This is a genomic window from Burkholderia sp. JP2-270 (assembly GCF_003233675.1).
GTDB lineage: Bacteria > Pseudomonadota > Gammaproteobacteria > Burkholderiales > Burkholderiaceae > Burkholderia > Burkholderia pyrrocinia_C.
This window is the reverse complement of sequence record NZ_CP029828.1, coordinates 114,787-141,247: the sequence shown is the minus strand read 5'-3', so window position 1 is coordinate 141,247 and position 26,461 is coordinate 114,787. Positions and strand designations below refer to the sequence as shown.

Genomic DNA, 26,461 nt, shown 5'->3' with positions numbered 1-26,461 from the left:
GGAGAAGAAGACGAACATGAAGAAGCGCTTTACGGAACAGCAAATCATCGGATTTCTGAAGGAAGCTGAAGCCGGTATGCCGGTCAAGGAACTGTGCAGGAAGCACGGGTTCAGTGATGCGTCGTTCTACACTTGGCGCGCGAAGTTCGGCGGCATGGAAGTCTCGGAAGCCCGCCGGCTCAAGGACCTCGAGGTGGAGAATGCCCGGGTGAAGAAGCTGCTGGCCGAAGCAATGCTCGATATGGAAGCGTTGAAGGTCGTCGTCAAGGGAAAGCCCTGAGCCCGCAAGCCAAACGCGAAGCAGTATCGGCGATTCGGGAGAAGGTCAACATCTCCGAGCGCCGCGCCTGCCGGCTTGTCGGGCTTTCTCGCAGCGTGCTGCATTACGACGCGAAGCCAGACCACGAGAATGAGGTGCTAGCGGCGCGTCTGGTGGAGTTGGCGCACGAACGTCGTCGATTCGGCTACCGCCGACTGCACGCCCTGGTGGAACGCGAAGGCACGCACGCCAATCACAAGCGCATCTATCGCCTGTACCGTGAGGCAGGGCTGGCTGTGCGGCGCCGTCGCAAGCGCCGCGGCGTAATGATTGAGCGCGAGCAACTGGCATTGCCGGGCGCACCCAACGAGGTATGGTCAATCGATTTCGTGATGGATGCGCTTTCCAACGGCCGGCGCGTGAAGTGCCTGACCGTCGTCGACGACTTCACGAAAGAGGCTGTCGACATCGTCGTCGACCATGGTATCTCAGGTTTGTATGTCGCTCGGGCATTGGACCGTGCAGCTCGCTTCCGTGGCTATCCCAAGGCGGTGCGAACAGACCAGGGACCCGAATTTACGAGCCGCGCGCTTGACCAGTGGGCGTATGCGAACGGCGTCACGCTGAAGTTGATTCAGGCGGGCAAGCCAACGCAGAATGCGTACATCGAATCGTTCAACGGCAAGTTCCGCGACGAATGCCTTAACGAGCACTGGTTCACGACGCTCGCGCACGCTCGGGCTGTCATCGCGGCATGGCGTCAGGACTACAACGAGCAAAGGCCGCACAGCGCACTGAACTACCTTGCGCCGTCAGAGTTTGCGGCAAAACATCGGGCAACCGCGGATGCTCCTGCCGCTTTCCAGGAGCTGGTTTAAAGGGACTTTGCTAGAAGCCCATCGGCCCTATTGAAGGGGGCAGGTCAACGTTGCTAGCAGAAAATTGTGGAAAGGCCCCGTGAGTTAAAGGCATTTTCGAAAGTTGCTTGCGGCTGAGTGGTCGTTGCATTCCTACAACAGAATCCGTGCCGATGTTCTCTAACGTTGCTAGCACGTTGGCTCGATCCGTCAGCTGGCTACTGCAAGATAAGTCACAGCCTGCTTGAGACAGTTCCTCAATCGATTCTCGCGCGAGCCCTCAATTTCGACGCTGCGCCCCGTGCAATATCGCGTTACCGATGCCCGCGCTTACAGTCAGGAAAACACGGCGCTAGCAGTATTACTGGACGTTGCTAGCACTCTTGTGAACGCCGCTAGCAGTGATTGTGAACGCCTACACCAGCTAGCGGGGGCAAAGCCGTCGTCTGGAAGTCCTGGATCCCGCGCCGGCGAACGACTGTCCGAGCCGGAGCGTCGGCGGCGGTGGTCGGCGCAGGGAAAACCGGCCACCATGCAGACGTGTCTCGAGAGGAGCCTCGGCACTGTTGATTCAGATCAATGCTCGACCAGGCCCGGCGCTTAGTCTGAAAATGTACGCCGGACTTGAGGAAAGAACATGCGCGCGCTCCTTTTCACGTTGGCAATTCTGCTAGCGCCGCCGATTTCAGTTCATGCTCAAGTCGGTATCGATATCAATCTTCCGGGCATCAACATTGGCATCAACATGCCGGTCTACCCTCGACTCGTCCGGGTGCCTGGCTATCCCGTCTACTATGCGCCGCAGGCCAATGGGAATTACTTCTTTTACGATGGCCTCTATTGGGTCTACGATCAAGACAACTGGTATGTCAGCAGTTGGTACAACGGGCCGTGGGAACAGGTAGAGCCCGAGTACGTGCCGGTGTATGTGCTGCGCATTCCGGTGCGCTATTACCGCCGGCCGCCTCGTTACTTCGTCGGCTGGAATCTCGATGCGCCACCGCGCTGGGGCGACCACTGGGGCCGAGACTGGGAGGCAAACCGGCGCGGGTGGGATCGGTGGGATCGCCGGTCTGCTCCGCCTCCAGCGCTTCTGCCGAACTACCAGCGGCAGTACTCGGGTGCACGGTATCCTCGGGCGGTCGAGCAGCAAAATGCTATTCGGTCCGAGAATTACCGCTACCAGCCGCGCGAGGCCATCACGCGGCAACATTTTCAGCAACAGGGCAATCCGGGCGACGTTCGTGGCAGACCACAAACGCCCGGCCAGATACGCGCGCCATCCGAGCAGCAGACACCGCCCGATCGGCAACCACCTCGTCAGGCTGTGCCAAGGATGCCGCTCACGCCCACTCAGCCATCCGCCATACAGCCGTCGGCCCCCATGCAGACACCTCAGCCGGTCCAGCCGCAGACACAACAGCCACGCGAGCAATCGCGCGGCGATATGGGTCCCGGCCAGCAACGGAACGAATTGAATCCGCGGCCGTCGCCGCGTGAGCAACAGCAGAATCAGCAACAGCAACGCCAGCAGGAACAGCAACGCCAGCAGCAACAGCAACAGCAACAGCAACGCCGGCAGCCACTCGAGCCTCAGCCGGACCTTCGGCCGCCTCAGTCGCCGATGCAGCAGCCGGTTCCGTCACAACAGCAACCGATGCCGCGCGCTGTTCAGCCGCCAGCGCCTGTGTCGCGCCCTCAGCCTGCACCAGCGGAGGCAATGCCGCCTCGTGGCCAACCGAATCAACCTCGGCAGCAGCCGCCTGGGCAACAGCAAGACAGACAAGCCACTCGGCAAATGCCTGCCGCTCAACCTCCGCAGCAAACGCCTGCCCCACAGGGGGGATCGCAGGGCAACGACGGGGGGACAAGACCGACAGGCGTGGCCAGTCCAATCATTAGCAGTCGCCTGCCACGCCGCTTCTACTCCATTGACGGATGACGACATAGGCATGCGAGACGGAGCGAACGAGGGAGGGCAGCGTTATCGCCAACGTTCGTTAATGCGCAGGCTCGACTGGCCCGCACCGAAAGAACTCGTCGCGGATGATCGAGGAACACGGCGCTGATATTGATGCAGGAGTGCACCTCGTCGCTGTAGCGGGAGGTTCGGCGTTTGATGTTCTTCACTCGACCAGCGAACTTCCTGCTGTCCAAAGATATTTGTCGTATACCGAGCCCAAACCGGAGATCCAAGATGTTCCCTACCCTGTCCAGGTTGTCCAGGGCCACGCTGCTCGCAACAGTATGCGTTGCGTCGGTAGTGGCCCTCAACGCAAGTGCGCAACCCGCATCGGGCGCGCGCGGAATGCGGCCCTATCAGTTGTTCAGTCAGGACGAGCGGGCTGCATTCTGTGAGCAGATGCACAGTGCGCAGACGCCCGAAGCGCGTCGGGCCATCGCACAACGCATGCACGATACGATGGTGGCCCGAGCGAAGGAGCAGGGCGTTGCGCTGCCGCCGCATTTTCTCAACCGCTCCCCGATGATGGGCGGCGGTATGGGCATGGGCTATCGCGAAATGGGCTGCGGTCCCGGCGGCAACGTTGCCGCGTTCGCTGACAATCTGTCCGAGCGACACGACCATGGGATCGCCTATATCACGGGCGGTGTCGGCCTGGACGAAGTGGCCGCGCTGCGCAGTATCGCCTCGCGTTACAGCATGCGGGCTCAATTCTCGTCCGCTTCCGGCGAATCCCTGTCCGGCGTGGTCCTGCAGTTGCGCAAGAGGGACGGTACGCTTGTCTTCTCCGCGACGTCCGACGGGCCATACTTATACGCAAAAATGCCGCCCGGAACCTATCGGATGACTGCGACTTTTGATGGGGTCGAACGCAAGCGAACCGTCACCGTGCCAGCGCGCGGCGGCGTCAGCGTCACGTTGACATGGCCGGCGGCGAATTCCGGCTTGGCGCGCTGACCTCGATTGGGGCGTGGCGGGTAGCAGCCGAGTTGTATCCGGGCAAGTGCAAGGTGCTCGTCACTACTCGAGGCGACCTCGATTTACGAGTTGATCTGCCGTCCTGCTCGGTCTCGTCTTGATGCGTGCCTGATCGAGCGCTTGAACGGTTCGATTGCAAGCTGATTCATGTCATGACTGGAGAAAAAACCATGAGTGTGTCGTACGGATTTGGTAAAACGGTTACGTATTCATTCGATGAAGCGATCGAGCGGGTCAAGCAGGAACTTGCCAAAGAAGGATTCGGCATCCTTAGCGACATCGATGTCGCCGAGACCCTCAAGAAAAAGCTTGGCGAGACCATGCCACGCTATCGCATACTCGGCGCGTGCAACCCAACGCTGGCACACCGTGCGCTGCAAGCCGAGCCGGAAATCGGCCTGTTGCTGCCCTGCAATGTCGTCGCTCGGGAAGATGAAGCAGGCGTGGTTCACATCGATGTCATCGAGCCGATCGCGATGTTCGAACTGGTCGAGAATTCGGATCTGACCAAGCTTGCGACGGAGGTCAGCGAACGTCTCAAGCGTGCTTTGAACGCAATCTGATCGAAACGCAGGTCGCAGGAGGGATGGGAGTGATGCCACGAACTGAACCCGCCGGACCGCGCGTCCAAGCCGATTCGAAATCGCGCGAATCGAATCAACAGTCGGCGCTAACTGGCGAGGTCACCGGATTCGTGGTCATATGGGTCATCGTTCTTGTTAGCGTGACCCTGGATTTCGTCCAGGAGTATCGGGCCGGACAAGCTGCGGAACAGCTCAAACAAACGGTTGCCGTTCGCGCAAACGTGATACGCAATGGACATCCGCAGGACATGCCAATCGCCACGCTGGTTCCTGGCGATGTCGTTCTGCTTGCCGCTGGCGATCTCATGCTGGCAGATTGCCGCTTGATCGAGGCCAAGGATTTCTTTGTCAACCAGGCATTGCTGACGGGCAAATCCTACCCAGTTGTTCATCTGGCTTGCCGGACCCCGAGGAATGAAACGGATGTGTTCGGGGCCGTTGACGCGCGCTGCGCCCGGCGGGCGTACCATGGGTGCGCAGCGGTGATCGAGGTCGGCTCATGACTGGTGCTCCGAGCCCGTTACCCAGTTGGACCCGCGGCCCTGCGCGCACCCCAAATTGTGACCATGAGCGATGAGCGCTCTGGAGCACGCTTACCAGACTTCGATAACGAGGGCTGCTGCCGCTGCCAACCATCCGGCAGGAGGTTCCATGCAGATACTCTATCCCCGCTGCGCGGGTCTGGACGTGCACAAGGACACCATTGTGACCTGTGTGCGTTGCGTCTCGGCCCCCGAGCACCATGAAGTGCGCAGTTTTCCTGGCACCACCACCGGCCTGCTGGCACTTTCCGACTGGCTGACCGAGCACGCCTGCACGCACATCGCCATGGAGGCGACCGGCGTGTACTGGAAGCCGGTCTGGCACATTCTCGAAGGACACTTCGAGTTGGTTCTGGCCAACGCACAGCACATCCGCAACGTGCCTGGGCGCAAGACCGATGTCAACGACGCGACGTGGATTGCTGATCTGATGGCTCATGGGCTGATCCGCTCGAGCTTCGTGCCGCCTGAGGCCACGCAGGAATTGCGCGATCTGACGCGCACCCGCAAGCAGTTGGTGCGCGAGATCGCCCAGCACAACCTGCGCATCCAGAAGGTGATGGAGGATGCCAACCTCAAGCTGGGAAGCGTGCTGTCCGATGTGCTCGGCAAGAGTGGTCGGGCCATGCTCAAGGCGATCATTACGGGCGAGGATGATCCTGAACGTCTGGCGGCACTTGCTCAGGGAAATGCACGCAAGAAGACCGCCGAACTGCGCGAATGACCATGCCTCCACCTATCCAGTGTCTCCTCATCAAGACGAGGACGCTGATGTCGACAGCCGCGATGATTCGAGCTTAGCGATCGACCACCGGGCATCGATGATCTACGTCAAAAAATTTTCCAGCAGCGGATGCGCATTGCGGTTCGAAGTGGCGGGGCATTTGGACGAGCCGCATATAGGCATCAACATACTTCTGCGCCATTAATTGCGCGCTGAAACGACAGTTGAAATGCTTGCGGATCACCGGGCGCGAGAGCGCTTCGAGGCGTTTCAGGGCTTCGACGGCGCCATGGACATCATCGACAATATAGCCCGTTACCCCGTGTTCGATTACCTCAGGGACCGAGCCGCGGTTGAATGCGATAACCGGGGTGCCGCATGCCAATGCCTCAATCAACACTAGCCCGAACGGCTCCGGCCAGTCGATCGGAAACAACAACGCCCTGGCACCTGACAGAAATGCGGACTTCCGTGCTTCGCCGATTTCCCCGACGAACTCGACATGCGGCTGCGACAGCAAAGGCTCGATCACGGTCGTGAAGTACGCATGGTCGGCTTTGTCCACCTTAGCGGCAATTTTTAGCGGTAGACCTGCGAGCGCTGCGATCTCGATAGCCAGATCGGGGCGCTTCTCTGGACAGATGCGACCCAGAAACGCTAGATAGTCCGGCTGAGCTTCGGGTTGAGGCGTCAGCAGATCGTTGGGCAGCCCATGATGGATCGTGTCAAGCCAGTTTGCTAGCGGTAACGGCAAGCGCTGGGCATTCGAAATGGACACCAGTGGCGCGTGCGGGAACAGATCGAACACCGGTTTCAGCTCCGGTAGATCGAGGCGACCGTGGAGCGTCGACAGAAACGGCACACCAAGTTCAGAAAAGAACGGGAACGGCAGGTAGCTGAGGTGGAAGTGCAACACGTCGAACTCGTGAGCGACGCGACGCACCGTTTCCAGCAGCAGCAGATGTGGGGCCAAGGCATCACTGATTGTCGAGTCAAGACGCAACGCACTTGGCCATGACGGGATGAGACGAGCGGTCGTCTTCGAGTCACCGCTGGCGAATAGTGTGACGTCGTGGCCGAGATCGACCAGTGCTTCTGTAAGGTACGATACGACTCGTTCCGTCCCGCCATAGAGTTTCGGCGGAACGGCTTCATACAGTGGAGCAATCTGTGCGATGCGCATCGACGTGGCGCTCCTTCTCGCGGCAGTCAGCAATATCTAGCGCCAAGGCGGGGGCAAGCCGTCGGCGATGCATAACAGGTGCTACGCCGCTTTCACATGGCGGCCGTCGACCCATGCAGATCTGGCACGCGGTATGTGTCCGACGAACGGCAGCTTCAGCTAGGCCCATCACGCGCGGTCGTGATAATAAGCGTGTCGTTGCAATGTTCGCCATGTCGGCATGCGTTCTCATCAAAGCCAGGACGGCTTCCTCGGCGTGACGGATGATCGTGCCACAGTCTCGCTCGCTGGAAGCCGTCGTGCCGAACACGCGGTACGTGGCGTGATCGATCATCCGTCACTTGAGCCGCATCGCGTTCTTAACGGATTTGACTCCCCCAACGCGTCGCGCCACCTCGACGGCCTTATCGATATCGGCCTGTGACCGGACGAAGCCGCTCAGTTGCACGACGCCCTTGAACGTCTCGACATTGATTTCGGCGGATTTCAGCGACGGCTCATTCAGCACGGCCGCCTTCACCTTGGTGGTGATAACAGAGTCGTCGACGTATTCCCCGGTTCCTTCATGTATGCGAGAACCTGCGCAGCCGAGGAAGAACGTCAGAAGCAGCATCATGAAGAATGCAGAAATGCGGTTGAGTTTTGTCATTTCCTGCTCCGTATGTAAACGTGAATTGTTGCGGCAACTCTGGATGCGGAGACGCCGTAAAGCTTTGCAGTCCGTCGGTCTGGCCAACCCAAGGTCCATGATCACGGACCGGACAGGCACGTTCCGGCGTGACTTTTCAACTCCGGTGCGCTCACAACCTGCCGAGCAGTAGCAGGATGACGACTACAACGAGAATGAAACCGAGGATGCCGCTCGGTCCGTAGCCCCATCCTCTGCTGTGCGGCCACGTTGGAACCACTCCAATGAGCAGCAGCACCAGAACGATCAGTAGAATTGTTCCTAGCGTCATGTTGTATCTCCTCGACTGGCCCGACTCGGGAATGCCGTGCGGAAGGCATGGTCTCGAGATTCCTCATCACAGATGCAGCATCTGCAGAGACATGTTGCTGAATCCGTGTAAAGATTTTTAGCGTGGTCAAGGGCAGACCCGTTTGATCTAACGCAACTGTGTATGTCGGGCTCGGCTCTGTGCTTAGTGGTCAGGGATGCGGCGAGATGACGGTCCAGCGAATGGCTGAATTGCGATCCGTACGCGTCACACCGCACTCGCTATACGTGCCATCAGCAGCATTGTGCGTTGCACGATATCGTTGTGCCTTTGTACCTTTGTACCTTTGTACCTTTGTACCTTTGTACCTTTGTGCCTTTGTGCCTTTGTGCCTTTGTGCCTTTGTGCCTTTGTGCGATGGCGATGAGCCCGACGGTAGACGGACGTGACGGGGCGGCATGACTCGACATCGAATATTCTCGATGGAACCTGTCCGCATTTTTGTGGGCGAGGCGGTTGAACAACAGGTTATCCACGCGCCTGCGTAAACCGTTCGCCGAACAGAATAGCAAACTGGTTCATCGCTGATTTCCAGTCGAAGGCGGCCCTCACGGTCTTGGCCAGTACGTTGCGCAGCGCCAGCCAGAGCAGCTTGATGGCCGCCTCGTCGTTCGGGAAGTGACCGCGCGTCTTGATGATCTTGCGCAATTGCATGTTCAAGCTCTCGATGGCGTTTGTCGTATAAACGACTCGCCGAATTTCCGGCGGGAACACGTAGAACGGCACGACGTGCTCCCACGCGCGTTGCCACGACTGCACGATCGTCGGGTACTTCGCGCCCCAAGGTCCGTCGGCGAAGTCTTGCAGCGCTTGCCTTGCTGCCTCTTCGCTGGCAGCCGCGTAGATCGGGCGCAGCGCCGTGGCGAGTACCTTGCGGTCCTTGTAGCTGGCGTATTCGAGGCTGTTGCGGATCAGATGCACGATGCAGGTCTGAACGGTGGTCCGCGGATAGGCCGCGCTGATGGCTTCGGTTAGCCCCTTCAGGCCATCGACCACGGCGATCAGGATGTCCTGGCAGCCGCGCGTCTTGAGTTCATTGAACACCTTGAGCCAGAACTTGGCGCCCTCGGTCTGCTCGATCCAGAGGCCCAGCACATCGCGCTGGCCATCGGCTTGGATGCCCAAGGCCAGATAGACGGCCTTGTTGCTGACCACCCCGTCGTCGCGGATCTTGACCCGCAGCGCATCGAAGAACACGACCGGATACATCGCCTCGAGTGGGCGGCTCTGCCAGCTCAGCGCTTCGGCCATCACCTCGTCGGTGACCGAGCTGATGAAGTCGGGCGACACTTCGGTGCCGTATTGCTCGGCCAGAAACCCTTGAATCTCGCGCACGCTCATGCCACGCGCGTACATCGCAATGATGCGTTCGTCGAAGCCGGTGAAGCGGCGCTCGTGCTTGGGAATCAGGATCGGCTCGAAGCTGCCGTCACGGTCACGAGGGACTTCGACACGAACCGGGCCGCGATCCGTGATGACCGTCTTGCCGCTGGCGCCGTTGCGCTCGTTGGCTTGTCCGGCCGGCTTGGACTGGCCCGACGGGTAGCCCAGATGCAGATTCATCTCGGCGCCCATCGCCCGTTCGATGATCGCCTTGTTGAACGCCAGCATCAGATCCTGAACCTCGGTCGGCGTCATCGGCCCCTTGACCAACTGGTCCAGCAGTTCCTTGGGCAACTCAGGCAGCGGCCCGCGGGCCGCTGCCTGACGCGCTACGGTTTGTCTCTTCTTCTTCATCGGCATATCCATGACTTTTATACCTCATGATATGCCCCGCCCACGAAATGACGGATAGGTCCTCTCGATGCGGTGATTACAGGCAACGCGGTACCCAGTTGGCGGGAATTCGTCAGATGAGCCCTCATAAGCTCAACGTCATTGGCATGTACTGAAGCTAAACGAGCATGGACTTTCTATGCTCCACCCGCAAACCGCAAGCTTGAGCTGGCACGTGGCGAGACCGTGCGATCTCGCGGAGTCATCGTGTCGCGTGCCGAGTCCCCGATATCGCTATCGCGGCCAGGTAACAGCCGGTCGAATTCCCGCTTCACGACGCCATAGCACTCGCACGCCCGCGTTTCGAGTCCTGGTCGATCCAGCACCTCTATATGGCCATAGCTGTAGCGGACCAATCCGGCGTCCTGCAGCTTCTTTGCCGCTTGGGTCACGCTGGCTCTCCGGACGCCAAGCATGTTGGCAATCAGGTCCTGCGTCATTTTCAACTGGTTTGATGGGAGACGGTCAATGCTGTGCAGCAGCCATCGACATAGTTGCTGATCGATCGAATGATGTCGGTTGCAAACAGCCGTTTGGGCGATCTGCGCGATCAGTGCCTGGGTATAGCGAAGCAGCAACTGCTGAATTGCGCCGGCTCGATCGAATTCGTCTTTCAGGATCCTCGCCTCCAGTCGGTACGCCTGGCCCGCGTTTTGCACGACGCATCTGCCCGGAGTGGTCTCGCCGCCCATGAAAATTGGAATGCCGATCAGCCCGTCGTTCCCCACGACCGCAATTTCAGTCGAAGCTCCGTCCTGCGTGAGGTATAGCAGCGACACAATAGATGTCGTAGGGAAATAGACGTGGTTGAGGTGATTGCCAGACTCGCATACGACCCGTCCCAACGGCAATTCGACTCTCACCAGATGCCTCGCAAAGCGTGCCAACTCCGCTTGGGGAAAAGCCCCAAGCAGGTGATTTTCTTCGGGGCGTAGCTTGTTTTCCATATGTTACGTCTCAATCGCTCATTGACCGACCGCGCGTCCTCGCAGGCTGGCCAGAGCTAAAAAGATCGCATCAGGCCAGCATTTGACCGGTTGTCGTTGGCACCGGAAGGTTGACCAGACCGACTGCATTTTTCAGTGACAGCCGGAACGGCAGAAACCTGGGACACGTCACATTAGAAATTTTTAGTGCGTCCGATGGCGGCGGACTTGATTTAACTCAATCGCCAGTTGCCGGACGCGGACGGGTGGCAAGGAGCGGGGCGAGCTACCGCAAAAGTGACTGTTGCAAAAGACTGGAGACCAACCCGGAGGTTGCTAAGGTTTCGAAATGATCGGAACACGAGAAACCATGTCAAGGATCACTTAGAGATAACGGGCGGACTTCTCTGACGAGCCTACGTTGTGTCTCGCCGGGTCGAGCATGAGCGGGACGCACCTTATCCGGGAATTCAATCAGACTGAGCAGTTATCGAGAATTGTCGTCGGTACGAGGCTATCGAAAGCCAACGTTGCCAGTCTGAGCTTCGTGGCAGGGGTCTCTGGCTTCGTGGTCAGGCCCAGCCCGTCGCACGAATTGTTCGCAGCCGTTCGAAAGTTCACGTCAGGTGGCATTTGTGTGAACCTTGAAGCCTCCGACCATGCCGAGGTTTGACGCGGAATAAGTTGCGGGTAGCTTACCGCATGAGCGGCTGACGCCCATGGAGCACCATACTTTTCGCATCGCGTGCGGCCAGACAGTGGATGAACTCGTGGCCACGCTGGGCGCAAGCTCGAAAACTGTAAGCACCGATCGCACAAATATCGTAGGGAAAATGGGGCTCCGCGGCCAAGTCGATCTGGTCCGGTATGCAATCGTCAGTCGAACGCGACGAGGTGGTGATCTGCGGAAGTGTATCGAACAGTTACAGCCACACCATTGGCGTGGCGGTAGCAGGTGCTACGGTGGTTGCGTGCTCATGTGACCGGGAAAAGTTGCTTTGGCAGCCCGAGTTTATCAGCGGCCCTGATGCGGAAGCGCGAAGTTCGCCGTCCGGCTAGTTTCCGGCGGTCACAACCGGCGGCTATCGGCGCCAATTTCGGACGTTCGATCGCGCTTGCACCCAGACTTCAGAGCGCCTGCTTAGGCTAAGTCAATGGACTGTCACGAACTGTGCCGCCTAATCGATTTGCCGGCGGGATCCATCTGGAACCGAAGCGCGTCCGCCCGCGCGATCTACCAGTAAACCCGGCATCGTCATGTTCGGCTGCCGACCAGCCTTGAAATCCTGAAAGGTTTGGCCTACACCCCAATCAATACTTCAAGAAATATAAAAATCTGGGCGCCGCAATTCGTCTAAGAAGTTGCTTCCGCCACCATTTCGATTGGAATCCAGTTCGTACACGCGATCAAGCAATCCGCCTATCAAATGTCGAAATGGAGGAGACCGTGAGTCTTAATCGCAGGCAATTTCTCACACTAACTGGTGGAGCGGCCGCGGGCGTCACCGTGGCTGGAGTTCCATCGGCACAGGCCGCTCAGGCCGATGCCGGGCGAACGACACTGCCCTATACCCCCAAAGTGATCGCCCGAGCCGGGCAATTGCGGCCAAATGTGCCCCTCGCGTTTACCTTTCCCGATGCGTCGTCGCCATGCGCAGTAGTCAAAATGGGGACCCCCGTCCCCGGCGGCGTCGGCCCCGATAAAGACATCGTCGCGTTCAGCGTGTTGTGCACCCATATGGGCTGCCCGGTCGCATACGATGCCGCCACACGCGAATTCAATTGCCCTTGCCACTTCAGCAAGTTCGATGCTGAAAAAGCCGGTCAGATGATTTCGGGACAGGCAACGGAAAAGCTTCCATCGATCGTGCTCGACTACAACGCCAGCAACGGCACGGTGCGCGCGATCGCAGTGGACGGATTGATCTACGGCCGCCAAGCCAATCTGCTGTAGAGGGGGCGATCATGGCTACCAACAAGGACCGGGTGGCACTGCCACCCGTTCAGGCCCAGCGCACGAATCTGACCTGCCACTTCTGTATCGTCGGATGCGGATACCACGTGTTCAAATGGCCCGAAAACGTAGAGGGTGGACGAGCACCGAACCAGAACGCGTTGGGGCTGGATTTCCGCACCCAGCTGCCGCCGCTGTCGATCGTCATGACACCGGCGATGCAAAACACCATCACCGATAAGGACGGTCGCCGGTACAACATCATGGTCGTGCCGGACAAGACATGCAGCGTCAACCGCGGCTTGTCGTCGACGCGTGGCGGACAGCTCGCGAAGGTGATGTACAACCCGGACGGCGGCGTCGCCAAGGAGCGCTTGCGCAGCCCTCGCGTATATCTGTCCGATCAATGGATGGATACGAGCTGGGACGACGCGCTCGCGCTGTATGCCGGCCTTACCAAGAAGATCCTCGATCGCGACGGCCCGTCGGCGCTCGCTTTCGATTGCTTCGATCACGGTGGCGCCGGCGGCGGCTTCGAAAACACATGGGGCACCGGCAAGCTGATGTTCACCGCGCTCAAGACGCCGCTCGTGCGCATCCACAATCGACCGGCCTACAACTCGGAGTGCCATGCAACGCGGGAAATGGGGATCGGCGAGTTGAACAACAGCTATGAGGATGCCGAGCTGGCCGACGTCATCATGGCGATCGGTTGTAACTCGTACGAAACCCAGACCAACTACTTCCTCGCGCACTGGGTGCCGAATCTGCAAGGGCAAACGGTCGACAAGCGCAAACAGCGTTTCCCCGGTGAGAGCGTCGAAGCGGCGAAGATCATTTTCGTCGATCCGCGCCGCACGACTACGATTGCGATTGCCGAGCACGTCGCCGGCAAACAGAACGTATTGCATCTGGACATTGAGCCCGGTACGGATATAGCGCTCTTCGACGGCTTGCTGACCTACGTGGTCGATCAGGGATGGCACGACAAGGCCTTCATCGCGCGATACACGAACGGATTCGACGATGCGTTGAAGACCAACCGTCTTTCCTTGAACGAAGCCAGTCGCATTACCGGTGTGCCGGTCGAGCGCCTGAAGCAGGCGGCCGAATGGGCGTACAAGCCCAAGGCATCAGGACACCGCCCGCGGACCATGCACGCCTATGAAAAGGGAATCATCTGGGGTAACGATAACTACCTGATCCAATCCGCATTGGTCGACGTCGTGCTGGCGACACATAACGTCGGTCGGCGCGGCACGGGCGTCGTCCGGATGGGCGGACATCAGGAAGGCTACACACGGCCCCCGTATCCGGGCAACACGAAGATCTACGTCGACCAGGAGATCATTCACGGCAAGGGCATGATGTACACCTCTTGGGGCGCGAATCCGTTCCAGACGACACTGAACGCGCAGGAACATCGTGCGGTCATCTTGCACCGCTCCGGCATTGTTCGGGAAGCGATGTCGCGCGAGCGTGGTGCGTCGACCGCGCAACTCGTCGATGTCGCCTATGACGCCGTGAAGAACAAGGGCGGGCTGTTCTTCACGAACATCAACCTCTATCCGACCAAGCTTGCGGAAGCCGCGCATCTGATGTTGCCAGCGGCGCATCCAGGCGAAATGAACCTGACGTCGATGAACGGCGAGCGACGCATGCGCCTCTCGGAACGCTTCATGGACCCGCCCGGTACCGCGATGCCGGACTGCCTGATTGCGGCTGCGATCGCGAACACGCTCAAGCGAATGTACGACGCGGAGGGCAAGCACGACATGGCCGACCGGTTTGCCGGCTTCGACTGGAATTCCGAAGAGGACGCATTCAATGACGGCTTCCGGCAGGCTGGGCAAGCCGGCGTCGGGCCAATCGACAGCCAGGGCGGCAAGACCGGCAATCTGGTGACCTACGCGCGGCTTCATGCGATGGGCAACAACGGCGTCCAGTTGCCCGCCAAGTCGTATGAAGGCGGCAAGTTGATCGGCACCGAGATGCTCTACATGGACGGCAAGTTCGACACGGCCGACGGCAAGGCCCAATTCAAACCGGCGAAATGGACGGGGCTGCCCAAGACGGTGGCGGATCAGAAGGCGAAGTACAAATTCTGGATCAACAACGGCCGCGTCAACGAAGTCTGGCAGACCCTTTACCACGACCAGTACAACGAGTTCGTGCGCGAACGCGTACCGATGGCCTTCCTCGAGCTCAACCCGGACGACGCGCGCTCGCTCGGCATCACGTCGAGTGACGTCGTCGAGGTCTATAACGATTACGGTTCGACCTACGCGATGGCCTACCTCGAGCCGGCGATCAAGCGTGGCCAGACGTTCATGCAGTTCGGGCATTTCAACGGGATCATGGGCAACGTGACGACCCCGTGGACGGACCGGAACGTCGTGCCCTACTACAAGGGCACGTGGGCGAACCTGCGCCGAGTGGGGTCCGTTCAGGATTTCAAGGACACAGTGAGCTTCAAGAGCCGACGTATCGACGCAACCTGAGTGCGCTTGAGTTTATTCCGGATGCAACGCGGCGCGATGGCGGCTCAACCGCTGTCGCGCCGCGTTTTGTTGGGGATGGCGATCGGGGTACGGAGAGCCTGTGCAATCTTCAATATTTCAACTATGATTGAAACATGGAAACGAACTCTGTCGTCCGCGCCCTTGGCGCCTTAGCTCAGGAATCCCGGCTTGCCGTCTTTCGACTGCTCGTGGAAGCAGGGCCCGGAGGGTTGCCCGCTGGTCAGATTGCCGAACGGCTGGGCATCGCCCCTTCGTCATTGTCTTTTCACATGAAAGAACTGACCTACGCCAACCTCGTGACGGTCGAGCAGCAGGGGCGCTACATGATTTATTCGGCTAACTACACGTCGATGAATGATCTGATGGCGTACCTGACGGAGAACTGCTGCGGCGGCAATCCGTGCTCGCCCATCAGTACCGGCAGTTGCAAACCCGTGAAGGAGAAAGCGTCGTGAAACGTCTGCACATTCACCTTTCCGTCGAAGATCTGGCGGCCAGCATCCGGTTTTATTCGGCGCTGTTCGCGAACCAGCCCACCGTTGAAAAGGCCGATTACGCCAAGTGGATGCTCGACGATCCACGCGTCAACTTCGCGATCTCGCAACGCGGCGCCGCGCCGGGGCTCGATCATCTCGGCGTTCAGGTCGAGAACGAGTCCGAGCTTGCCGAAATGCATACGCGCTTGGGCAGCGCTGCGCTGCCCGTCGACGAGCAGATCGGCACGGCGTGCTGCTATGCGCGCTCCGACAAGTACTGGACGGTCGATCCGCAAGGCATCGCTTGGGAGACATATCAGACGCTCGGCGAGGTTCCAACCTTCGGTGAATCCCGTCACGCGTCGGCGGCTGAGTCGAATGCCGACGCTTCTGCTTGCTGTTCCCCTGCGCGCGGCAAGCCGATCGGCGTGCCGGTGGAATCTTCCTGCTGCTGAGGCCCAAACATGAACGACAAGCCCTACAACGTGCTGTTCATCTGCACCGGCAATTCCGCCCGATCGATCCTGTCCGAAGGCTTGATGAACCAGCTTGGCGACGGGCGTTTCGTAGCCTATTCCGCCGGCAGCCATCCGAAAGGCGAGGTGAACCCGTTCGCATTACGCGAACTGGCACGTTGGCACTTGCCGACCGAAGGGTATCGAAGCAAGAGCTGGGATGAATTCGCGGCACCTGACGCGCCCATGCTCGATTTTGTCTTCACCGTGTGCGACAAGGCCGCCGGCGAGGTCTGCCCGATCTGGCCTGGTCAACCGATCACCGCACATTGGGGCGTGCCTGACCCGGCCGATGTCGAGGGCTCCGACGAACAGAAACAGCAGGCCATGCACGACGCCGCGCTGACGTTGAAACGTCGTATCGACCTGCTGCTGTCACTGCCGTTCGCCAAACTCGACAACGTCGCACTGCAGAAGTCCGTGACCGAGATCGGGCAAAAGTAACTTTGAATCGTAAACCCATGACCACGAACGTACTGATCCTCTGCACCCACAACTCGGCGCGCAGCGTGCTGTCCGAAGGGATGCTCAATCATTGGGCTGCGAAGCTCGGCAAGGACGTCCGCGCGTACAGCGCCGGCAGTGCGCCGAGCGGTCGCCTCAATCCGTTCGCGCTGGAAGCGCTGTCGAACGCTGGCGTCGACGTGAGCGGCTACCGCAGCAAGAGCTGGGACGAGTTCACGGGTGATGGCGCGCCCGAAATGCGCGTCGTCATCACGGTGTGCGACAGCGCGGCCGCCGAGACGTGCCCGTACTGGCCCGGCAGCCCCGTGAAAGTGCATTGGGGCTATGCCGATCCGTCGAACGCTTTGGGCGGCGACGAAGGCAAGCGTCTCGCGTTCGAACTCACGCGCCAGGCAATCGGCTATCGCATGCTGCAGTTGCTGGCACTGCCGCTCGATCGCATGAGCAATGCCGAACTCCAGACGGCATTGACCGAGATCTCGCAAAACTGACCATTCGCATGGCGGCCCGCCGAAACGCGCGGCCGCCGACGACTTCAAGACCGAACCCTGTCCAATGAACACGTCCAACGTTGCCCCGCCGGGCAAGGCTGTCGCAAAGCCTTCCATCAATTTCTTCGAACGCTACCTGACCGTCTGGGTGGCACTGTGTATCGTCGCCGGCATCGCGCTCGGCCAGGTGCTGCCCGGCCTGTTCCAACAGATCGGCCGGATGGAATATGCGCAGGTCAATCTCCCGGTCGGGCTGCTGATCTGGGTGATGATCATCCCGATGCTGGTCAAGGTCGACTTCGGCGCGTTGCACGAAGTGCGTCAGCACGTGAAAGGCATCGGCGTCACACTCGTCGTGAACTGGCTCGTCAAGCCATTCTCGATGGCGTTCCTCGGCTGGCTGTTCATCCGCCATCTGTTCGCGCCGATGCTGCCGGCGGACCAGCTCGACAGCTACATCGCCGGCCTGATCCTGCTGGCCGCCGCACCGTGCACGGCGATGGTGTTCGTGTGGAGCCGCCTGACGGGTGGCGATCCGCTGTTCACGTTGTCGCAGGTCGCGCTCAACGACAGCATCATGGTGATCGCGTTCGCGCCGCTGGTCGGCCTGCTGCTCGGCATGTCCGCAATCACGGTGCCGTGGGCGACGCTGCTTACGTCCGTCGTGCTCTACATCGTTATCCCGGTGATCATTGCGCAGATCCTGCGCAAGCGGCTGCTCGCGAACGGTCAGGCTGCATTCGATGCCGCGATGGCGAAGATCGGCCCGTGGTCGATCGCCGCGCTACTGGCCACGCTCGTGCTGCTGTTCGCGTTCCAGGGCGAAGCGATCCTGAAGCAGCCGCTGGTGATCGCGCTGCTCGCGGTACCGATCCTGATCCAAGTGTTCTTCAACTCCGCGCTCGCTTACTGGCTCAATCGCGCCGTGGGCGAGAAGCACAACATCGCGTGCCCGTCAGCGCTGATCGGTGCATCCAACTTCTTCGAGCTGGCCGTCGCGGCTGCGATCAGCCTGTTTGGCTTCCATTCCGGCGCAGCGTTGGCGACTGTCGTCGGCGTGCTGATCGAAGTGCCCGTCATGCTGCTGGTGGTGCGGATCGTCAACCAGTCGAAGGGCTGGTACGAGTGCCGGACCTGATATGTCCACGTATGCACCCCGCCCGCGCGTCTGGCTGACGCCGTCGCTCGGGCTGACGCAGATCGTCTGATGGGGTTCGATGTTTTACGCGTACGGCGTCCTGATGCAGCCAATGCAGGACGAGCTAGGTCTGTCGAAGCCGGTCGTCGTCGGCGCCTATTCGGTGGCGCTGCTGATCTCGGGGCTGTTGTCCACGTCGGCCGGCAGCATCATCGACCGCGTCGGCGGGCGCGCCCTGATGGCAGGTGGATCGTTGCTGGCGGCGCTGATGTTTGTCTGCTTGTCGGGGTATTCGTACCTTTCGTGCAAATTCTGGTGGTCAGTTGCCGCCGCCCCTTATCTCGCAAGGCTCCGCGCCCCTGCGACATCCTTTCAAAACGCGACTTTGTAAACGGTTGTTCAGAAAGGCATTTCCGAACCAAAGCACCAGAATTTACACGAAAGGTACGAATACCCCCATGCGGGCTTTTTTGTTTTCGAGTGTCCCTATTAGGGACACTCGGACATCGGTGCCACGGTAATTTCGAGCTCAGATAGGCATCGCGAAAGTGTCCCTAATAGGGACATACGTTACCGTAGGGACGCGAGAGACGACTGATGCCCGATAGCTGGCCGGTGCCGGTCAACATTGGGTCACGGCCTTGCGTACCAGGGCTGTCCGGGTCGCCAAGTGATTCGAATCGCCTCGTTTCGAAGTAAGCGTCAATCTGAGGCCGTCTTGACGATCAGACCTTGACCTCTGAGAGCCGCTGATTCGTGAGCACGAGATCGAAGGCGGCGGGATCGAAGCTGCCGCCACACCACTCGAGGAAGTGGTCGTGCTCCTCGTGCGTCGGATCGGTGATCGCTTCGAGGAAGTCGGCATATCCTGGAACTCCACCGACGTCTTCCGGTGGACACGCATTCTGCCCGTCCAGGCACAGCGGCCGGCGCATGTCTGGATCAGGCGTCAGCGCCTTCTCGACCTTGATCCGATGCTGCCAGTTGTCACCGTAATCGTAGACGTAGGTGAATGACTTCAGCCCGCCCAGCGCCTTCGCCAGCGTGACCCGTGCTTCATTGAGCATCGGTGGATCGCTCTGGAATCCGAAGTCATCAGGTTCACCATAGTTGGTTTCGCCGAAGACGAACTCGTGCAGGTGCCCGCCCTCCCAGCCCATGGCCAGTTGCAGCACGACATGCAGCTTGCCCAGCCGGATCGAGCCGGGAACGATGATTCGTCGCCAGATCGCCGGCTTGACGTACTTCAGCTCAACGCGCAGTACGTAATCGGGCACTGGCGCCTTGACCAGGCGCACGGCAGGTTTGCGGGGTTGGACCATCGGGTTGATTGTCAGGCGGCTTGCTGCTCGATGTGTGCAGCCGGCATCAGGCGCCACGGCAGCAACTCGTCGATGCGATTGATGGGATGATCGGCGATGCGCTCAAACACCGTGCGCAGGTAGGCAAACGGCTCGATGCCGTTCAGGCGCGCCGTACCGATCAGGCTATAGATCACCGCCGCGCTTTGGCCACCGCCGTCGGAGCCTGCGAACAGATAATTGCGCCTGCCGAGAACCAGCGGCCTGATCGCGCGCTCCGCCGTATTGTTGTCCACCTCGATGCGCCCGTCTTCGCAATAGCGTATGAGTGCATGCCAGTGCCCCAGCGAGTATCTGATCGCCTTCGCCAGCCCCGACTTCGCCGATACCTGTGACAGCATGTGTTCGAACCAGGCCTTCAGTTCAGTGAGCAATGGGGCCGAGCGCAGCTGACGCGCAGACAGGCGCACGTCCGGCGTCTGGCCGCGAACCTCGCGTTCAACGGCATACAGCGTCCCAATGCGGCGCAGTGCTTCCTCGGCAATTGGTGAGCTGTCCAGCTTGTACAGGTCGTAGAACTTGCGCCGCGCATGCGCCCAGCACCCGGCCTCGATGACCGTGCCGTCACGATACAGCGCGTCATACCCGCTGAAGGCATCTGCCTGCAGGATTCCCGTGTAGCCCGCCAGATGTTCCCGAGGTCGTTCACCTTTGCGGTCGGGTGAGTACCTGTACCAGACGGCTGGTGGCGCGCGGCTCCCTGCCGGGCGGTCATCCCGCACATAGGTCCACAGGCGCGTCGTGCGTGTCTTGCCACGCCCCGGCTCCAGCACCGGCACGGGCGTGTCGTCGGTATGGATCTTGTCTGCGGCGCGAACGTAACCACCGAGTGCGTCTGACAGGGGTTGCAGCAGCGCAGCCGCTTCACGCACCCACGAAGCCAGTGTTGCCCGGTCCAGTTCGATGCCCGCGCGGCGATAGATGCCGGCCTGCCGGTATAGCGGCATATGGTCAGCGTACTTCGCGACGACGACCTGTGCGAGCAGCCCCGCACCCGCCATCGAGCGTGCTATCGGCCGCGAAGGTGCCGGCTTCTGTACTACTGCGGCACAGCGCGGGCAGCTCAGCTTTGGACGTACGTGGCGCAGTACCTTGAAGTAGCCGGGCACATAGTCGAGCACCTCCGAGACGTCTTCGCCGAGCGCCCGCATCTGTTTGCCGCATTCCGGGCATCCGCAGTTTGATGGTGCATGCACAACCGTTTCGCGAGGAAGATGTACAGGAAAGTGCCGTGACTTGCGGCGCAGTGGAACAAGGTTCGTAGTGGCCGGCGTATCCGCAGTCGCGTCGGCATCAGGCGCCTTCGCCGGTGCGGCCATATCTGGTTCATGAACAGGCAGCTCACCGAGGGCGAGCTGCAGCTGGTCCATCAGTTCTGTCATGCGCTCAGATGAGCGGCCATACTGCCATCGCTTCAGTCGCGAGATCTCGGCCAGCAACTGCGCGATGGTCTCGTCGCGCGAGGCAACGATGCGCTTGAGAGCGGCGATGTCATCGGGCAGATGGCTGGCTGGCATGCATGCCAGTGTAAATGAAGGCCACGCGCTTGTGGGCTCCCGCACCCTGCCTTATGCCGCGTGCGTCGGCTGCCACGTCCGCTCGGGATGCCGCCAGTCAATCCCTTCGAGCAACATCGACAGTTGGGCGGCTGACAGATGGACTGTTCCCGAGTCCGCCTGCGGCCACACGAAGCGTCCACGCTCGAGTCGTTTCGCGTACAGGTTCATGCCGTCGCCGCTCCACCATAAAATCTTGATGAGGTCACCGCGACGCCCGCGAAACAGGAAGATGTGCCCCGAGAAGGGATCACGTCCGAGTGCTGACTGCACCAGCGCGGCAAGTCCATCCATGCCACGGCGCATATCGGTAACGCCCGCTGCCAGCCATACGCGGGTACCGCCTGGCGGCGCAATCATGCTGGCATCAGGCAGCGCAGCACGAGGCGCAACTGCACGGGGTCGACCATGCCCGTGACGCGTACACGGGCACCATTCAGTTCGATCTCGATGCCCGACGCTGCTGGTACGCTCTCGCGATGTGGCTCGACAGGCTGTAGAGCGAGCGACGCCGGTTCTGCGGTCTCGCCGGTCGGTGCATCCGGTAGCGCTACGGGCAGCAACACCGCTGTGTTGTTCGCCACTCCTTCAAACAGGCCCGCCCGCAGTTGCCGGCGCCACTTGAACACCATATTGGGATTCAGTCCGTGCGCCTGCGCGAGCTTGGCCACCGAAATACCCGGTTCGCACGCCGCGACGGCAACTTGCCGTCGGTACTCTGGTGTGTAATTCGGTCGGCCCTTGCGGTTCGATGATCGCGCATTCCGTGTGTCCAAAGTAGTCCCCATCACTTGAAGTAACGGACATTACTTTGGACACCGGCTTCAGCTCTGTCCATGCGGCCACGGAATGACGCTTACGTTTCGAACTCGGCAGAGTCCCAATCATCGAACGGATGACGCGCTAGCTCAAGTTTACGTTGGGCGCGATCGCCGCTCGATATCGGCAACAAAGCGGCCTAAATCCAGCGGGGAGTGGTTTGGACGGGGAAAGAGAGGCCTCATCCAATCCCGAAATATCGGCCCTACCCACGCCCGTCACTGTCCGAGAATTTGGGCTCCGGGCAAGCGGCTCGCGCGCTGGTCGAACGTGAGCAGGGGGACTCGTCCCGCGGCGCCGGCCTGACCGACGTGCAGGCAATCCGCGAAATCCCCGCCATGCTCGCGGTACAAGTGCAACGCGCGTTCGAGCGCGCTTTCTGCCTCAAAGCTCAGCTCACGCGTCTCGAGCAGCGCGGTCAACGCGGTCAAGATGTGCAGCCGATCGAACCGGTAGCGGGACCGCAGCACCCATTCGAGCTCGAGCATCACGGTGACCGGCACGAAAAACGCCTCGGCTTGTCCGGCCGACGCGGCGAACAGTTCGCGGATATGTTCGACCTGGTCGACGTCGTCGTTGGTCAGCCAGCGCACGAGGACGTTGGTATCGAGACTGGGCATCAGGCGTCGCCCATCCGCATGGCCTCAGTCGGCACACTGGTCGTCGACGGTAGTGTGCCCTGCAAATCGAGCAGACTCCGAGTCTTCGCGCGCAGGATGACCGTCCCATCGTCGAGCGGCGTAAACACAATCCGTACGCCGGCGGCAAGGCCGAGCGCGTGCCGGATTCCGGCGGGCAACGTCAGTTGCCCCTTACTGGTGAGTGTGGCTTCAAACATGGCTTCTCCTTACATTTCAGCCCATTGTAAGGCGATGCGATCATCTTCGCAATGCACTCGACGCGAGCCGTAGTCGCCCCTCACGCAACCCGCCCCAGCAAGCGCATGACACGTTTTATCATACGAATTTGCACCGAATCCCCTATATTGAACGTTCGGCAGTCAAGGGCGAATCTTCACGACGCGCGCGTTGGCAAAAGCGCCCGCGTCCACGGCGGAGCGGGCTGCCGATCACGGATCATGACAAGGAGGGGCAACCATGGGTTCATCGCTGCAGGGCATTGCGTTCCGGTCGGTGTACAACAAAAAGTGGATCTCGCTGGTTACGAGCTTCTACGGCCGAGATTGTTACGTCGCATGCAAAGACACACCGGACGCGTTTTGCATGTTTTCGCTGAGTCCGATGATGGGGGTCTTTAGCGATGTGGAGGGCAATTGGATCATGCAAAGCCTGGACGATCCGACGAAATTGGTCCCATATGAAGGCCGTATGCCACCGGATGACAATACCCTCAATCATGCGCGCTTCTCGTTTACCAAGACCGCGCTCGGCCAGGGCACGCTGGTATCGATTGTTACACTGGAGAAGCACTTGGCCTGGGTGATCGACGACAACGGCACCGACCAAGGCGTGCTGAGTCTGGCCGCCCCTTATACGTTGGATTACGTCGGTGACGAAGTCGACGGCAAACTGACGTTCGAGTACTGGGACAGCGTGCTTTCGCCGTGGCCGCCCGCCTAAGGGCGATCGGGCCGCCTGACCGCCCCGCCTGCCGCTCGCCCTCGTGGCGGAGTGACGCGGACCGCGTACGAAGCCGACTGGGGTGACCCGCACCGCGGTGCTCAGGCGCTGCGCGGCCCTGCGACGTAGCCCGTACAACCCACGGTCACGTATCTCTCAATCCGGCTTCGGCCGGATTTTTCATGGTGCGGCGGATCGACACAACATTAGTTGAAATTTAGACACAACTTTAGTTGTGCGAGCGGCGCCGGCCCGCGGCGGGGCAGCCTGTAGGGGTATTCGTCCTTTTCGTGCATGTATGGACCCGACGCCTTTTGCAAGCTTCTTGTTCGTGATGTCGAAACGGTCTGCATGCATGTATCCGGCTTGCTAGATGGGCGATCGCCGAAGGACGCCCGCAGCCTCGATGAGATCCGCGCACCCGGTCCTTAGCAAAATCGCGGCTTGCCGCGAGCGGCAGCCGGCACGAAAAACAGGCTTCGGGGTGCTGGTTCAACCTATTTCGTCATCGCTTCGAGAAGCTTCGAAAAACCAGGGTGGGTACGACTCTCCATAAAGAGTTGGGCGATTCGATCAGGCAGTGGCGTTCGGTTGGCGATAGTGTTCGTCGCTGCTGAGCAGCGCCTGTACGATGCGCGCGTTCTTGTTGGCCAGCGCGACGGCGGTGCAGTTATATCCCCGTCGGGCGATCAACTCCTGTAGCCAGAGGCTTTGGGGATCGGTCTTCGCTTTCACGTAGCGAAGCACGGCCCGAGCACCATGGATCAGCAACGTTCGCAGATAGGTGTCGCCACGCCGGCTGATGCCCTGCAGGCACGGTTTGCCGCCCGATGAGTATTGTCTGGGCACGAGGCCCAGCCAGGCCGCTAAATCGCCCATCTAGCAAGCCGGATACATGCATGCAGACCGTTTCGACATCACGAATAAGAAGCTTGCAAAAGGCGTCGGGTCCATACATGCACGAAAAGGACGATTACTCCGTCAAGCGCCGCGTGGCGGCTGCGGAACCCCGGGGACGCAGCCGCCTCAAGCCGCGCGCGAGCGTCGTTGGCCGTGTTCGGCGCGGGCGAATGCCGCCTGCAACGCCGGATGCACGTCGGCGCTCCAGCTTTCGCCCGTAAACAGTCCGTAGTGGTCGCAGCCCTCGACGTCGATGCGTTGCCGCGCGCCCGGTGCGAGGCCGCTGCACATATCCAGTGCAGCGTGGGTTTGCCCGGCGCCGGTGACGGCATCGCGCGTCCCCTCGACAGTCGTCAGGACGATGTCGTGAAGCGCAGCGGGTTCGACCCGCACGCCCCGGACGTTCCATGTCCGACTCGCCAGGCAGGCACGCTGGAAGACGATGTCGACGGTATCGAGGAAATACTCGGCCGGCATGTCGACGAGCGCAAGATATTCATGCAACGCCCGGCGCGCGGTTGCGAGCGAGTCCGCATTGCCGCTCGATACGGCTTGCCGATAACGTTCGACCAGTGCGAGATACCGTTGCGGATACGCGATCGCGATTTCGGCGCGCTGCAAATAGGCCGGGAACACGTGGCGCCCACGTCCTGCGAACCCGGATGGCACCACGTCGATCAGCGTGTCGCGACACCAGGCGAGCGAATGCGAGCGCGCCGCGATCCCGAGCGCACTTGGATTGATTCGTGCATCGAGCGGGCCGCCGATCAGTGTCACGCTCGCCGGTAGGACAGCCCCGCGTAGCGCGCGCAACGCGATTGCGCCGAGCGAAGGAAAGGTCGCCTGACAGACGGCGACGACATGTGCCGGCCGGCCGTCAGGCGGAAGCGCATCGATGAAGCCGTCGAGCATCGACACGTATTCGTCGAGGCCGAACCGACCCGCGGCGAGCGGCACATCGCGCGCATTGATCCAGTCGGTGATGAACACGTCGCCGTCGGCAAGCAGCGTTTCGACCGTCTCGCGCATCATCACGGCCGCGTGTCCGGCAAGCGGCGCGCAGAGCAGGATCGCCCGTTGGGCACTCGGGCGGGAGAAGCGGCGCAGCGAGCAGAACGGGGTATGCGCAACAACCGTGTCGGCGACCTCGATGCGCCGGCCAGCCAGCTCGATCGCGCCGATCGCGAATGGCGGCGCGGCGGCATCCAGGTCGAGCAAGGGTTCCAGCAGATCGGCGTAACATCCCGACGCTGCGTCGGGCCACAGGCCATACGCATGCCGTGCTCCTGCATGGCACGCACGCAGCCATTGCCGTTGCAGTTCGATCAGGTCATACCACATGGCAAATGTCCGGGGTCTCGATGGTACTCGCACAGCAATACTGTCGACCGGCCAGCCGAGGGCATGTTGACCTGCGTCAGCGCCATTCCGATATCCGGCACATAAGCTGGTTTCCGAGCCTTCGACCGGTGCATGGAACGAATCATGAACGTACCTCGACGCATCCTTGTCGTCTTCTACTCGCGCACCGAAACGACAGCCGCGTTCGCGCGGCAACTGGCCGCCGAACTCGATGCGGATTGCGAACGGTTGCAGGAAACCGACAATCGGCGGCGCTCGGGCGTGATCGGCTACCTGCGTTCGCTGGCGGACGTCATGCATCACCGCGTTGCGGACCTTCAGCCGACCACGTGCGAACCGTCGGCTTACGACGGCGTCGTGATCGGCACGCCGGTGTGGGCGGGACGTGCATCGACACCTGTATCGACCTGGCTCGCGCGTCACGGGCATGCACTGAGATCGACCGCCTTCTTCTGCACGATGGGCGGTCGAGGCGATCAGACCGCATTCGGCCAGATGGCGGAGCTGGTAGTGCACCGGCCTGTCGCGACCT

General features: G+C 60.6%; 26 protein-coding genes and 2 pseudogenes. 15 read left to right on the top strand and 13 right to left on the bottom strand.

Annotation, left to right across the window (positions count from 1 at the left end; all coding sequences use genetic code 11):
• Nucleotides 1-16 precede the first annotated feature (16 nt).
• From DM992_RS40025 to DM992_RS39995, 6 genes and pseudogenes are all read left to right on the top strand, one after another.
• Nucleotides 17-1,137, top strand: a protein-coding gene (locus DM992_RS40025; protein ID WP_111021774.1) for an IS3-like element IS407 family transposase whose coding sequence is annotated in 2 segments (ribosomal slippage) — nucleotides 17-275 and nucleotides 275-1,137 — 1,122 coding nt in all. Because the reading frame shifts where the segments join, the coding sequence is not laid out codon by codon here.
• Between the two features lie 616 nt (nucleotides 1,138-1,753).
• The gene (locus DM992_RS43630; RefSeq protein WP_204356235.1) at nucleotides 1,754-3,058 is read left to right on the top strand and encodes a hypothetical protein; all 1,305 of its coding nucleotides are present in this window, start codon (nucleotides 1,754-1,756) and stop codon (nucleotides 3,056-3,058) included.
• 255 nt (nucleotides 3,059-3,313) lie between these two features.
• A complete protein-coding gene (locus tag DM992_RS40010) occupies nucleotides 3,314-4,036 on the top strand; it encodes a carboxypeptidase-like regulatory domain-containing protein (RefSeq protein ID WP_162631872.1) in 723 nt (240 codons plus the stop codon).
• Between the two features lie 191 nt (nucleotides 4,037-4,227).
• Nucleotides 4,228-4,620, top strand: a complete 393-nt coding sequence (locus tag DM992_RS40005; RefSeq protein WP_111021772.1) for a DUF302 domain-containing protein — start codon at nucleotides 4,228-4,230, stop codon at nucleotides 4,618-4,620.
• Nucleotides 4,621-4,652: 32 nt separating this feature from the next.
• The gene (locus DM992_RS43625) at nucleotides 4,653-5,144 is read left to right on the top strand and encodes a hypothetical protein (protein WP_343212499.1); all 492 of its coding nucleotides are present in this window, start codon (nucleotides 4,653-4,655) and stop codon (nucleotides 5,142-5,144) included.
• Nucleotides 5,145-5,292: 148 nt separating this feature from the next.
• Nucleotides 5,293-5,859 (top strand): annotated as a pseudogene (locus tag DM992_RS39995) (IS110 family transposase); the annotation flags it as partial.
• A gap of 121 nt (nucleotides 5,860-5,980) precedes the next feature.
• Here the strand turns inward: DM992_RS39995 and DM992_RS39990 are convergent.
• The 5 genes from DM992_RS39990 to DM992_RS39970 form a co-directional block, all read right to left on the bottom strand.
• On the bottom strand, nucleotides 5,981-7,090 hold the full coding sequence (locus tag DM992_RS39990) for a glycosyltransferase family 4 protein (RefSeq protein WP_111021770.1): 1,110 nt from the start codon (nucleotides 7,088-7,090) through the stop codon (nucleotides 5,981-5,983).
• Between the two features lie 337 nt (nucleotides 7,091-7,427).
• On the bottom strand, nucleotides 7,428-7,739 hold the full coding sequence (locus DM992_RS39985; protein WP_111021769.1) for a BON domain-containing protein: 312 nt from the start codon (nucleotides 7,737-7,739) through the stop codon (nucleotides 7,428-7,430).
• 151 nt (nucleotides 7,740-7,890) lie between these two features.
• Nucleotides 7,891-8,049 (bottom strand): DUF3309 family protein, encoded by a 159-nt coding sequence (locus DM992_RS39980; RefSeq protein WP_111021768.1) that lies wholly within the window; start codon nucleotides 8,047-8,049, stop codon nucleotides 7,891-7,893.
• A gap of 507 nt (nucleotides 8,050-8,556) precedes the next feature.
• On the bottom strand, nucleotides 8,557-9,825 hold the full coding sequence (locus tag DM992_RS39975) for an IS256-like element ISBcen18 family transposase (RefSeq protein ID WP_081938342.1): 1,269 nt from the start codon (nucleotides 9,823-9,825) through the stop codon (nucleotides 8,557-8,559).
• Between the two features lie 176 nt (nucleotides 9,826-10,001).
• A complete protein-coding gene (locus DM992_RS39970; RefSeq protein WP_111021767.1) occupies nucleotides 10,002-10,811 on the bottom strand; it encodes a Crp/Fnr family transcriptional regulator in 810 nt (269 codons plus the stop codon).
• 1,414 nt (nucleotides 10,812-12,225) lie between these two features.
• Between DM992_RS39970 and DM992_RS39960 the strand changes: the two genes are divergently transcribed.
• From DM992_RS39960 to DM992_RS39925, 8 genes are all read left to right on the top strand, one after another.
• Nucleotides 12,226-12,744, top strand: coding sequence for an arsenate reductase (azurin) small subunit (locus DM992_RS39960; RefSeq protein ID WP_111021765.1), 519 nt, complete (start codon nucleotides 12,226-12,228; stop codon nucleotides 12,742-12,744).
• Between the two features lie 11 nt (nucleotides 12,745-12,755).
• On the top strand, nucleotides 12,756-15,245 hold the full coding sequence (locus DM992_RS39955; RefSeq protein ID WP_111021764.1) for an arsenate reductase (azurin) large subunit: 2,490 nt from the start codon (nucleotides 12,756-12,758) through the stop codon (nucleotides 15,243-15,245).
• Nucleotides 15,246-15,379: 134 nt separating this feature from the next.
• Nucleotides 15,380-15,721: a metalloregulator ArsR/SmtB family transcription factor gene (locus tag DM992_RS39950; RefSeq protein WP_111021763.1), complete on the top strand. Its 342-nt coding sequence runs from the start codon at nucleotides 15,380-15,382 to the stop codon at nucleotides 15,719-15,721.
• A complete protein-coding gene (locus tag DM992_RS39945) occupies nucleotides 15,718-16,197 on the top strand; it encodes an ArsI/CadI family heavy metal resistance metalloenzyme (RefSeq protein WP_111021762.1) in 480 nt (159 codons plus the stop codon). Before DM992_RS39950 ends, DM992_RS39945 begins: the two co-directional genes overlap by 4 nt.
• Before the next feature lie 9 nt (nucleotides 16,198-16,206).
• Nucleotides 16,207-16,701, top strand: a complete 495-nt coding sequence (locus tag DM992_RS39940; RefSeq protein ID WP_111021761.1) for an arsenate reductase ArsC — start codon at nucleotides 16,207-16,209, stop codon at nucleotides 16,699-16,701.
• Nucleotides 16,702-16,718: 17 nt separating this feature from the next.
• Nucleotides 16,719-17,213: an arsenate reductase ArsC gene (locus DM992_RS39935; protein WP_111021760.1), complete on the top strand. Its 495-nt coding sequence runs from the start codon at nucleotides 16,719-16,721 to the stop codon at nucleotides 17,211-17,213.
• A 64-nt stretch (nucleotides 17,214-17,277) separates the two neighbouring features.
• Nucleotides 17,278-18,351: an ACR3 family arsenite efflux transporter gene (arsB, locus tag DM992_RS39930; RefSeq protein WP_060349295.1), complete on the top strand. Its 1,074-nt coding sequence runs from the start codon at nucleotides 17,278-17,280 to the stop codon at nucleotides 18,349-18,351.
• 79 nt (nucleotides 18,352-18,430) lie between these two features.
• Nucleotides 18,431-18,742: a hypothetical protein gene (locus tag DM992_RS39925; protein WP_239511585.1), complete on the top strand. Its 312-nt coding sequence runs from the start codon at nucleotides 18,431-18,433 to the stop codon at nucleotides 18,740-18,742.
• Nucleotides 18,743-19,076: 334 nt separating this feature from the next.
• On the opposite strand, the gene DM992_RS39920 is transcribed toward DM992_RS39925, so the two are convergent.
• From DM992_RS39920 to DM992_RS39895, 6 genes are all read right to left on the bottom strand, one after another.
• Nucleotides 19,077-19,673 (bottom strand): plasmid pRiA4b ORF-3 family protein, encoded by a 597-nt coding sequence (locus DM992_RS39920; RefSeq protein ID WP_111021759.1) that lies wholly within the window; start codon nucleotides 19,671-19,673, stop codon nucleotides 19,077-19,079.
• Nucleotides 19,674-19,684: 11 nt separating this feature from the next.
• The gene (locus DM992_RS39915) at nucleotides 19,685-21,229 is read right to left on the bottom strand and encodes an IS66 family transposase (RefSeq protein WP_111021758.1); all 1,545 of its coding nucleotides are present in this window, start codon (nucleotides 21,227-21,229) and stop codon (nucleotides 19,685-19,687) included.
• 51 nt (nucleotides 21,230-21,280) lie between these two features.
• Complete coding sequence (tnpB, locus tag DM992_RS39910) at nucleotides 21,281-21,628, bottom strand: IS66 family insertion sequence element accessory protein TnpB (RefSeq protein WP_074295443.1); 348 nt, start codon at nucleotides 21,626-21,628, stop codon at nucleotides 21,281-21,283.
• Nucleotides 21,625-22,056, bottom strand: a complete 432-nt coding sequence (locus DM992_RS39905; protein WP_239511595.1) for a transposase — start codon at nucleotides 22,054-22,056, stop codon at nucleotides 21,625-21,627. The genes tnpB and DM992_RS39905 overlap by 4 nt, the downstream gene beginning before the upstream one ends.
• A gap of 249 nt (nucleotides 22,057-22,305) precedes the next feature.
• The gene (locus tag DM992_RS39900) at nucleotides 22,306-22,707 is read right to left on the bottom strand and encodes a type II toxin-antitoxin system VapC family toxin (RefSeq protein ID WP_111021756.1); all 402 of its coding nucleotides are present in this window, start codon (nucleotides 22,705-22,707) and stop codon (nucleotides 22,306-22,308) included.
• Nucleotides 22,707-22,925: a type II toxin-antitoxin system PrlF family antitoxin gene (locus DM992_RS39895; RefSeq protein ID WP_111021755.1), complete on the bottom strand. Its 219-nt coding sequence runs from the start codon at nucleotides 22,923-22,925 to the stop codon at nucleotides 22,707-22,709. Before DM992_RS39895 ends, DM992_RS39900 begins: the two co-directional genes overlap by 1 nt.
• A 259-nt stretch (nucleotides 22,926-23,184) precedes the next feature.
• Between DM992_RS39895 and DM992_RS39890 the strand changes: the two genes are divergently transcribed.
• On the top strand, nucleotides 23,185-23,667 hold the full coding sequence (locus DM992_RS39890; protein ID WP_111021754.1) for a hypothetical protein: 483 nt from the start codon (nucleotides 23,185-23,187) through the stop codon (nucleotides 23,665-23,667).
• Nucleotides 23,668-24,240: 573 nt separating this feature from the next.
• Here the strand turns inward: DM992_RS39890 and DM992_RS39885 are convergent.
• Both DM992_RS39885 and phaZ read right to left on the bottom strand, forming a co-directional pair.
• Nucleotides 24,241-24,537: pseudogene (locus tag DM992_RS39885) on the bottom strand (transposase); the annotation flags it as partial.
• Between the two features lie 156 nt (nucleotides 24,538-24,693).
• Complete coding sequence (gene phaZ, locus DM992_RS39880) at nucleotides 24,694-25,908, bottom strand: polyhydroxyalkanoate depolymerase (protein ID WP_111021753.1); 1,215 nt, start codon at nucleotides 25,906-25,908, stop codon at nucleotides 24,694-24,696.
• Nucleotides 25,909-26,461 lie beyond the last annotated feature (553 nt).

Excerpts from the sequence above, each read along its gene's own strand:
- DM992_RS39970 (WP_111021767.1), bottom strand. The coding sequence starts at position 10,811 with ATGGAAAACAAGCTACGCCCCGAAGAAAATCACCTGCTTGGGGCTTTT.
- DM992_RS39905 (WP_239511595.1), bottom strand. The coding sequence starts at position 22,056 with ATGGGGACTACTTTGGACACACGGAATGCGCGATCATCGAACCGCAAG.
- DM992_RS39920 (WP_111021759.1), bottom strand. The coding sequence starts at position 19,673 with ATGGTCCAACCCCGCAAACCTGCCGTGCGCCTGGTCAAGGCGCCAGTG.
- DM992_RS43630 (WP_204356235.1), top strand. The coding sequence starts at position 1,754 with ATGCGCGCGCTCCTTTTCACGTTGGCAATTCTGCTAGCGCCGCCGATT.
- DM992_RS39940 (WP_111021761.1), top strand. The coding sequence starts at position 16,207 with ATGAACGACAAGCCCTACAACGTGCTGTTCATCTGCACCGGCAATTCC.
- DM992_RS39895 (WP_111021755.1), bottom strand. The coding sequence starts at position 22,925 with ATGTTTGAAGCCACACTCACCAGTAAGGGGCAACTGACGTTGCCCGCC.
- phaZ (WP_111021753.1), bottom strand. The coding sequence starts at position 25,908 with ATGTGGTATGACCTGATCGAACTGCAACGGCAATGGCTGCGTGCGTGC.
- DM992_RS39890 (WP_111021754.1), top strand. The coding sequence starts at position 23,185 with ATGGGTTCATCGCTGCAGGGCATTGCGTTCCGGTCGGTGTACAACAAA.
- DM992_RS40005 (WP_111021772.1), top strand. The coding sequence starts at position 4,228 with ATGAGTGTGTCGTACGGATTTGGTAAAACGGTTACGTATTCATTCGAT.
- DM992_RS39900 (WP_111021756.1), bottom strand. The coding sequence starts at position 22,707 with ATGCCCAGTCTCGATACCAACGTCCTCGTGCGCTGGCTGACCAACGAC.
- tnpB (WP_074295443.1), bottom strand. The coding sequence starts at position 21,628 with ATGATTGCGCCGCCAGGCGGTACCCGCGTATGGCTGGCAGCGGGCGTT.
- arsB (WP_060349295.1), top strand. The coding sequence starts at position 17,278 with ATGAACACGTCCAACGTTGCCCCGCCGGGCAAGGCTGTCGCAAAGCCT.
- DM992_RS39950 (WP_111021763.1), top strand. The coding sequence starts at position 15,380 with ATGGAAACGAACTCTGTCGTCCGCGCCCTTGGCGCCTTAGCTCAGGAA.
- DM992_RS39975 (WP_081938342.1), bottom strand. The coding sequence starts at position 9,825 with ATGAAGAAGAAGAGACAAACCGTAGCGCGTCAGGCAGCGGCCCGCGGG.
- DM992_RS39990 (WP_111021770.1), bottom strand. The coding sequence starts at position 7,090 with ATGCGCATCGCACAGATTGCTCCACTGTATGAAGCCGTTCCGCCGAAA.
- DM992_RS39985 (WP_111021769.1), bottom strand. The coding sequence starts at position 7,739 with ATGACAAAACTCAACCGCATTTCTGCATTCTTCATGATGCTGCTTCTG.
- DM992_RS39925 (WP_239511585.1), top strand. The coding sequence starts at position 18,431 with ATGTTTTACGCGTACGGCGTCCTGATGCAGCCAATGCAGGACGAGCTA.
- DM992_RS43625 (WP_343212499.1), top strand. The coding sequence starts at position 4,653 with ATGCCACGAACTGAACCCGCCGGACCGCGCGTCCAAGCCGATTCGAAA.
- DM992_RS39960 (WP_111021765.1), top strand. The coding sequence starts at position 12,226 with ATGGAGGAGACCGTGAGTCTTAATCGCAGGCAATTTCTCACACTAACT.
- DM992_RS39935 (WP_111021760.1), top strand. The coding sequence starts at position 16,719 with ATGACCACGAACGTACTGATCCTCTGCACCCACAACTCGGCGCGCAGC.
- DM992_RS40010 (WP_162631872.1), top strand. The coding sequence starts at position 3,314 with ATGTTCCCTACCCTGTCCAGGTTGTCCAGGGCCACGCTGCTCGCAACA.
- DM992_RS39980 (WP_111021768.1), bottom strand. The coding sequence starts at position 8,049 with ATGACGCTAGGAACAATTCTACTGATCGTTCTGGTGCTGCTGCTCATT.
- DM992_RS39915 (WP_111021758.1), bottom strand. The coding sequence starts at position 21,229 with ATGCCAGCCAGCCATCTGCCCGATGACATCGCCGCTCTCAAGCGCATC.
- DM992_RS39955 (WP_111021764.1), top strand. The coding sequence starts at position 12,756 with ATGGCTACCAACAAGGACCGGGTGGCACTGCCACCCGTTCAGGCCCAG.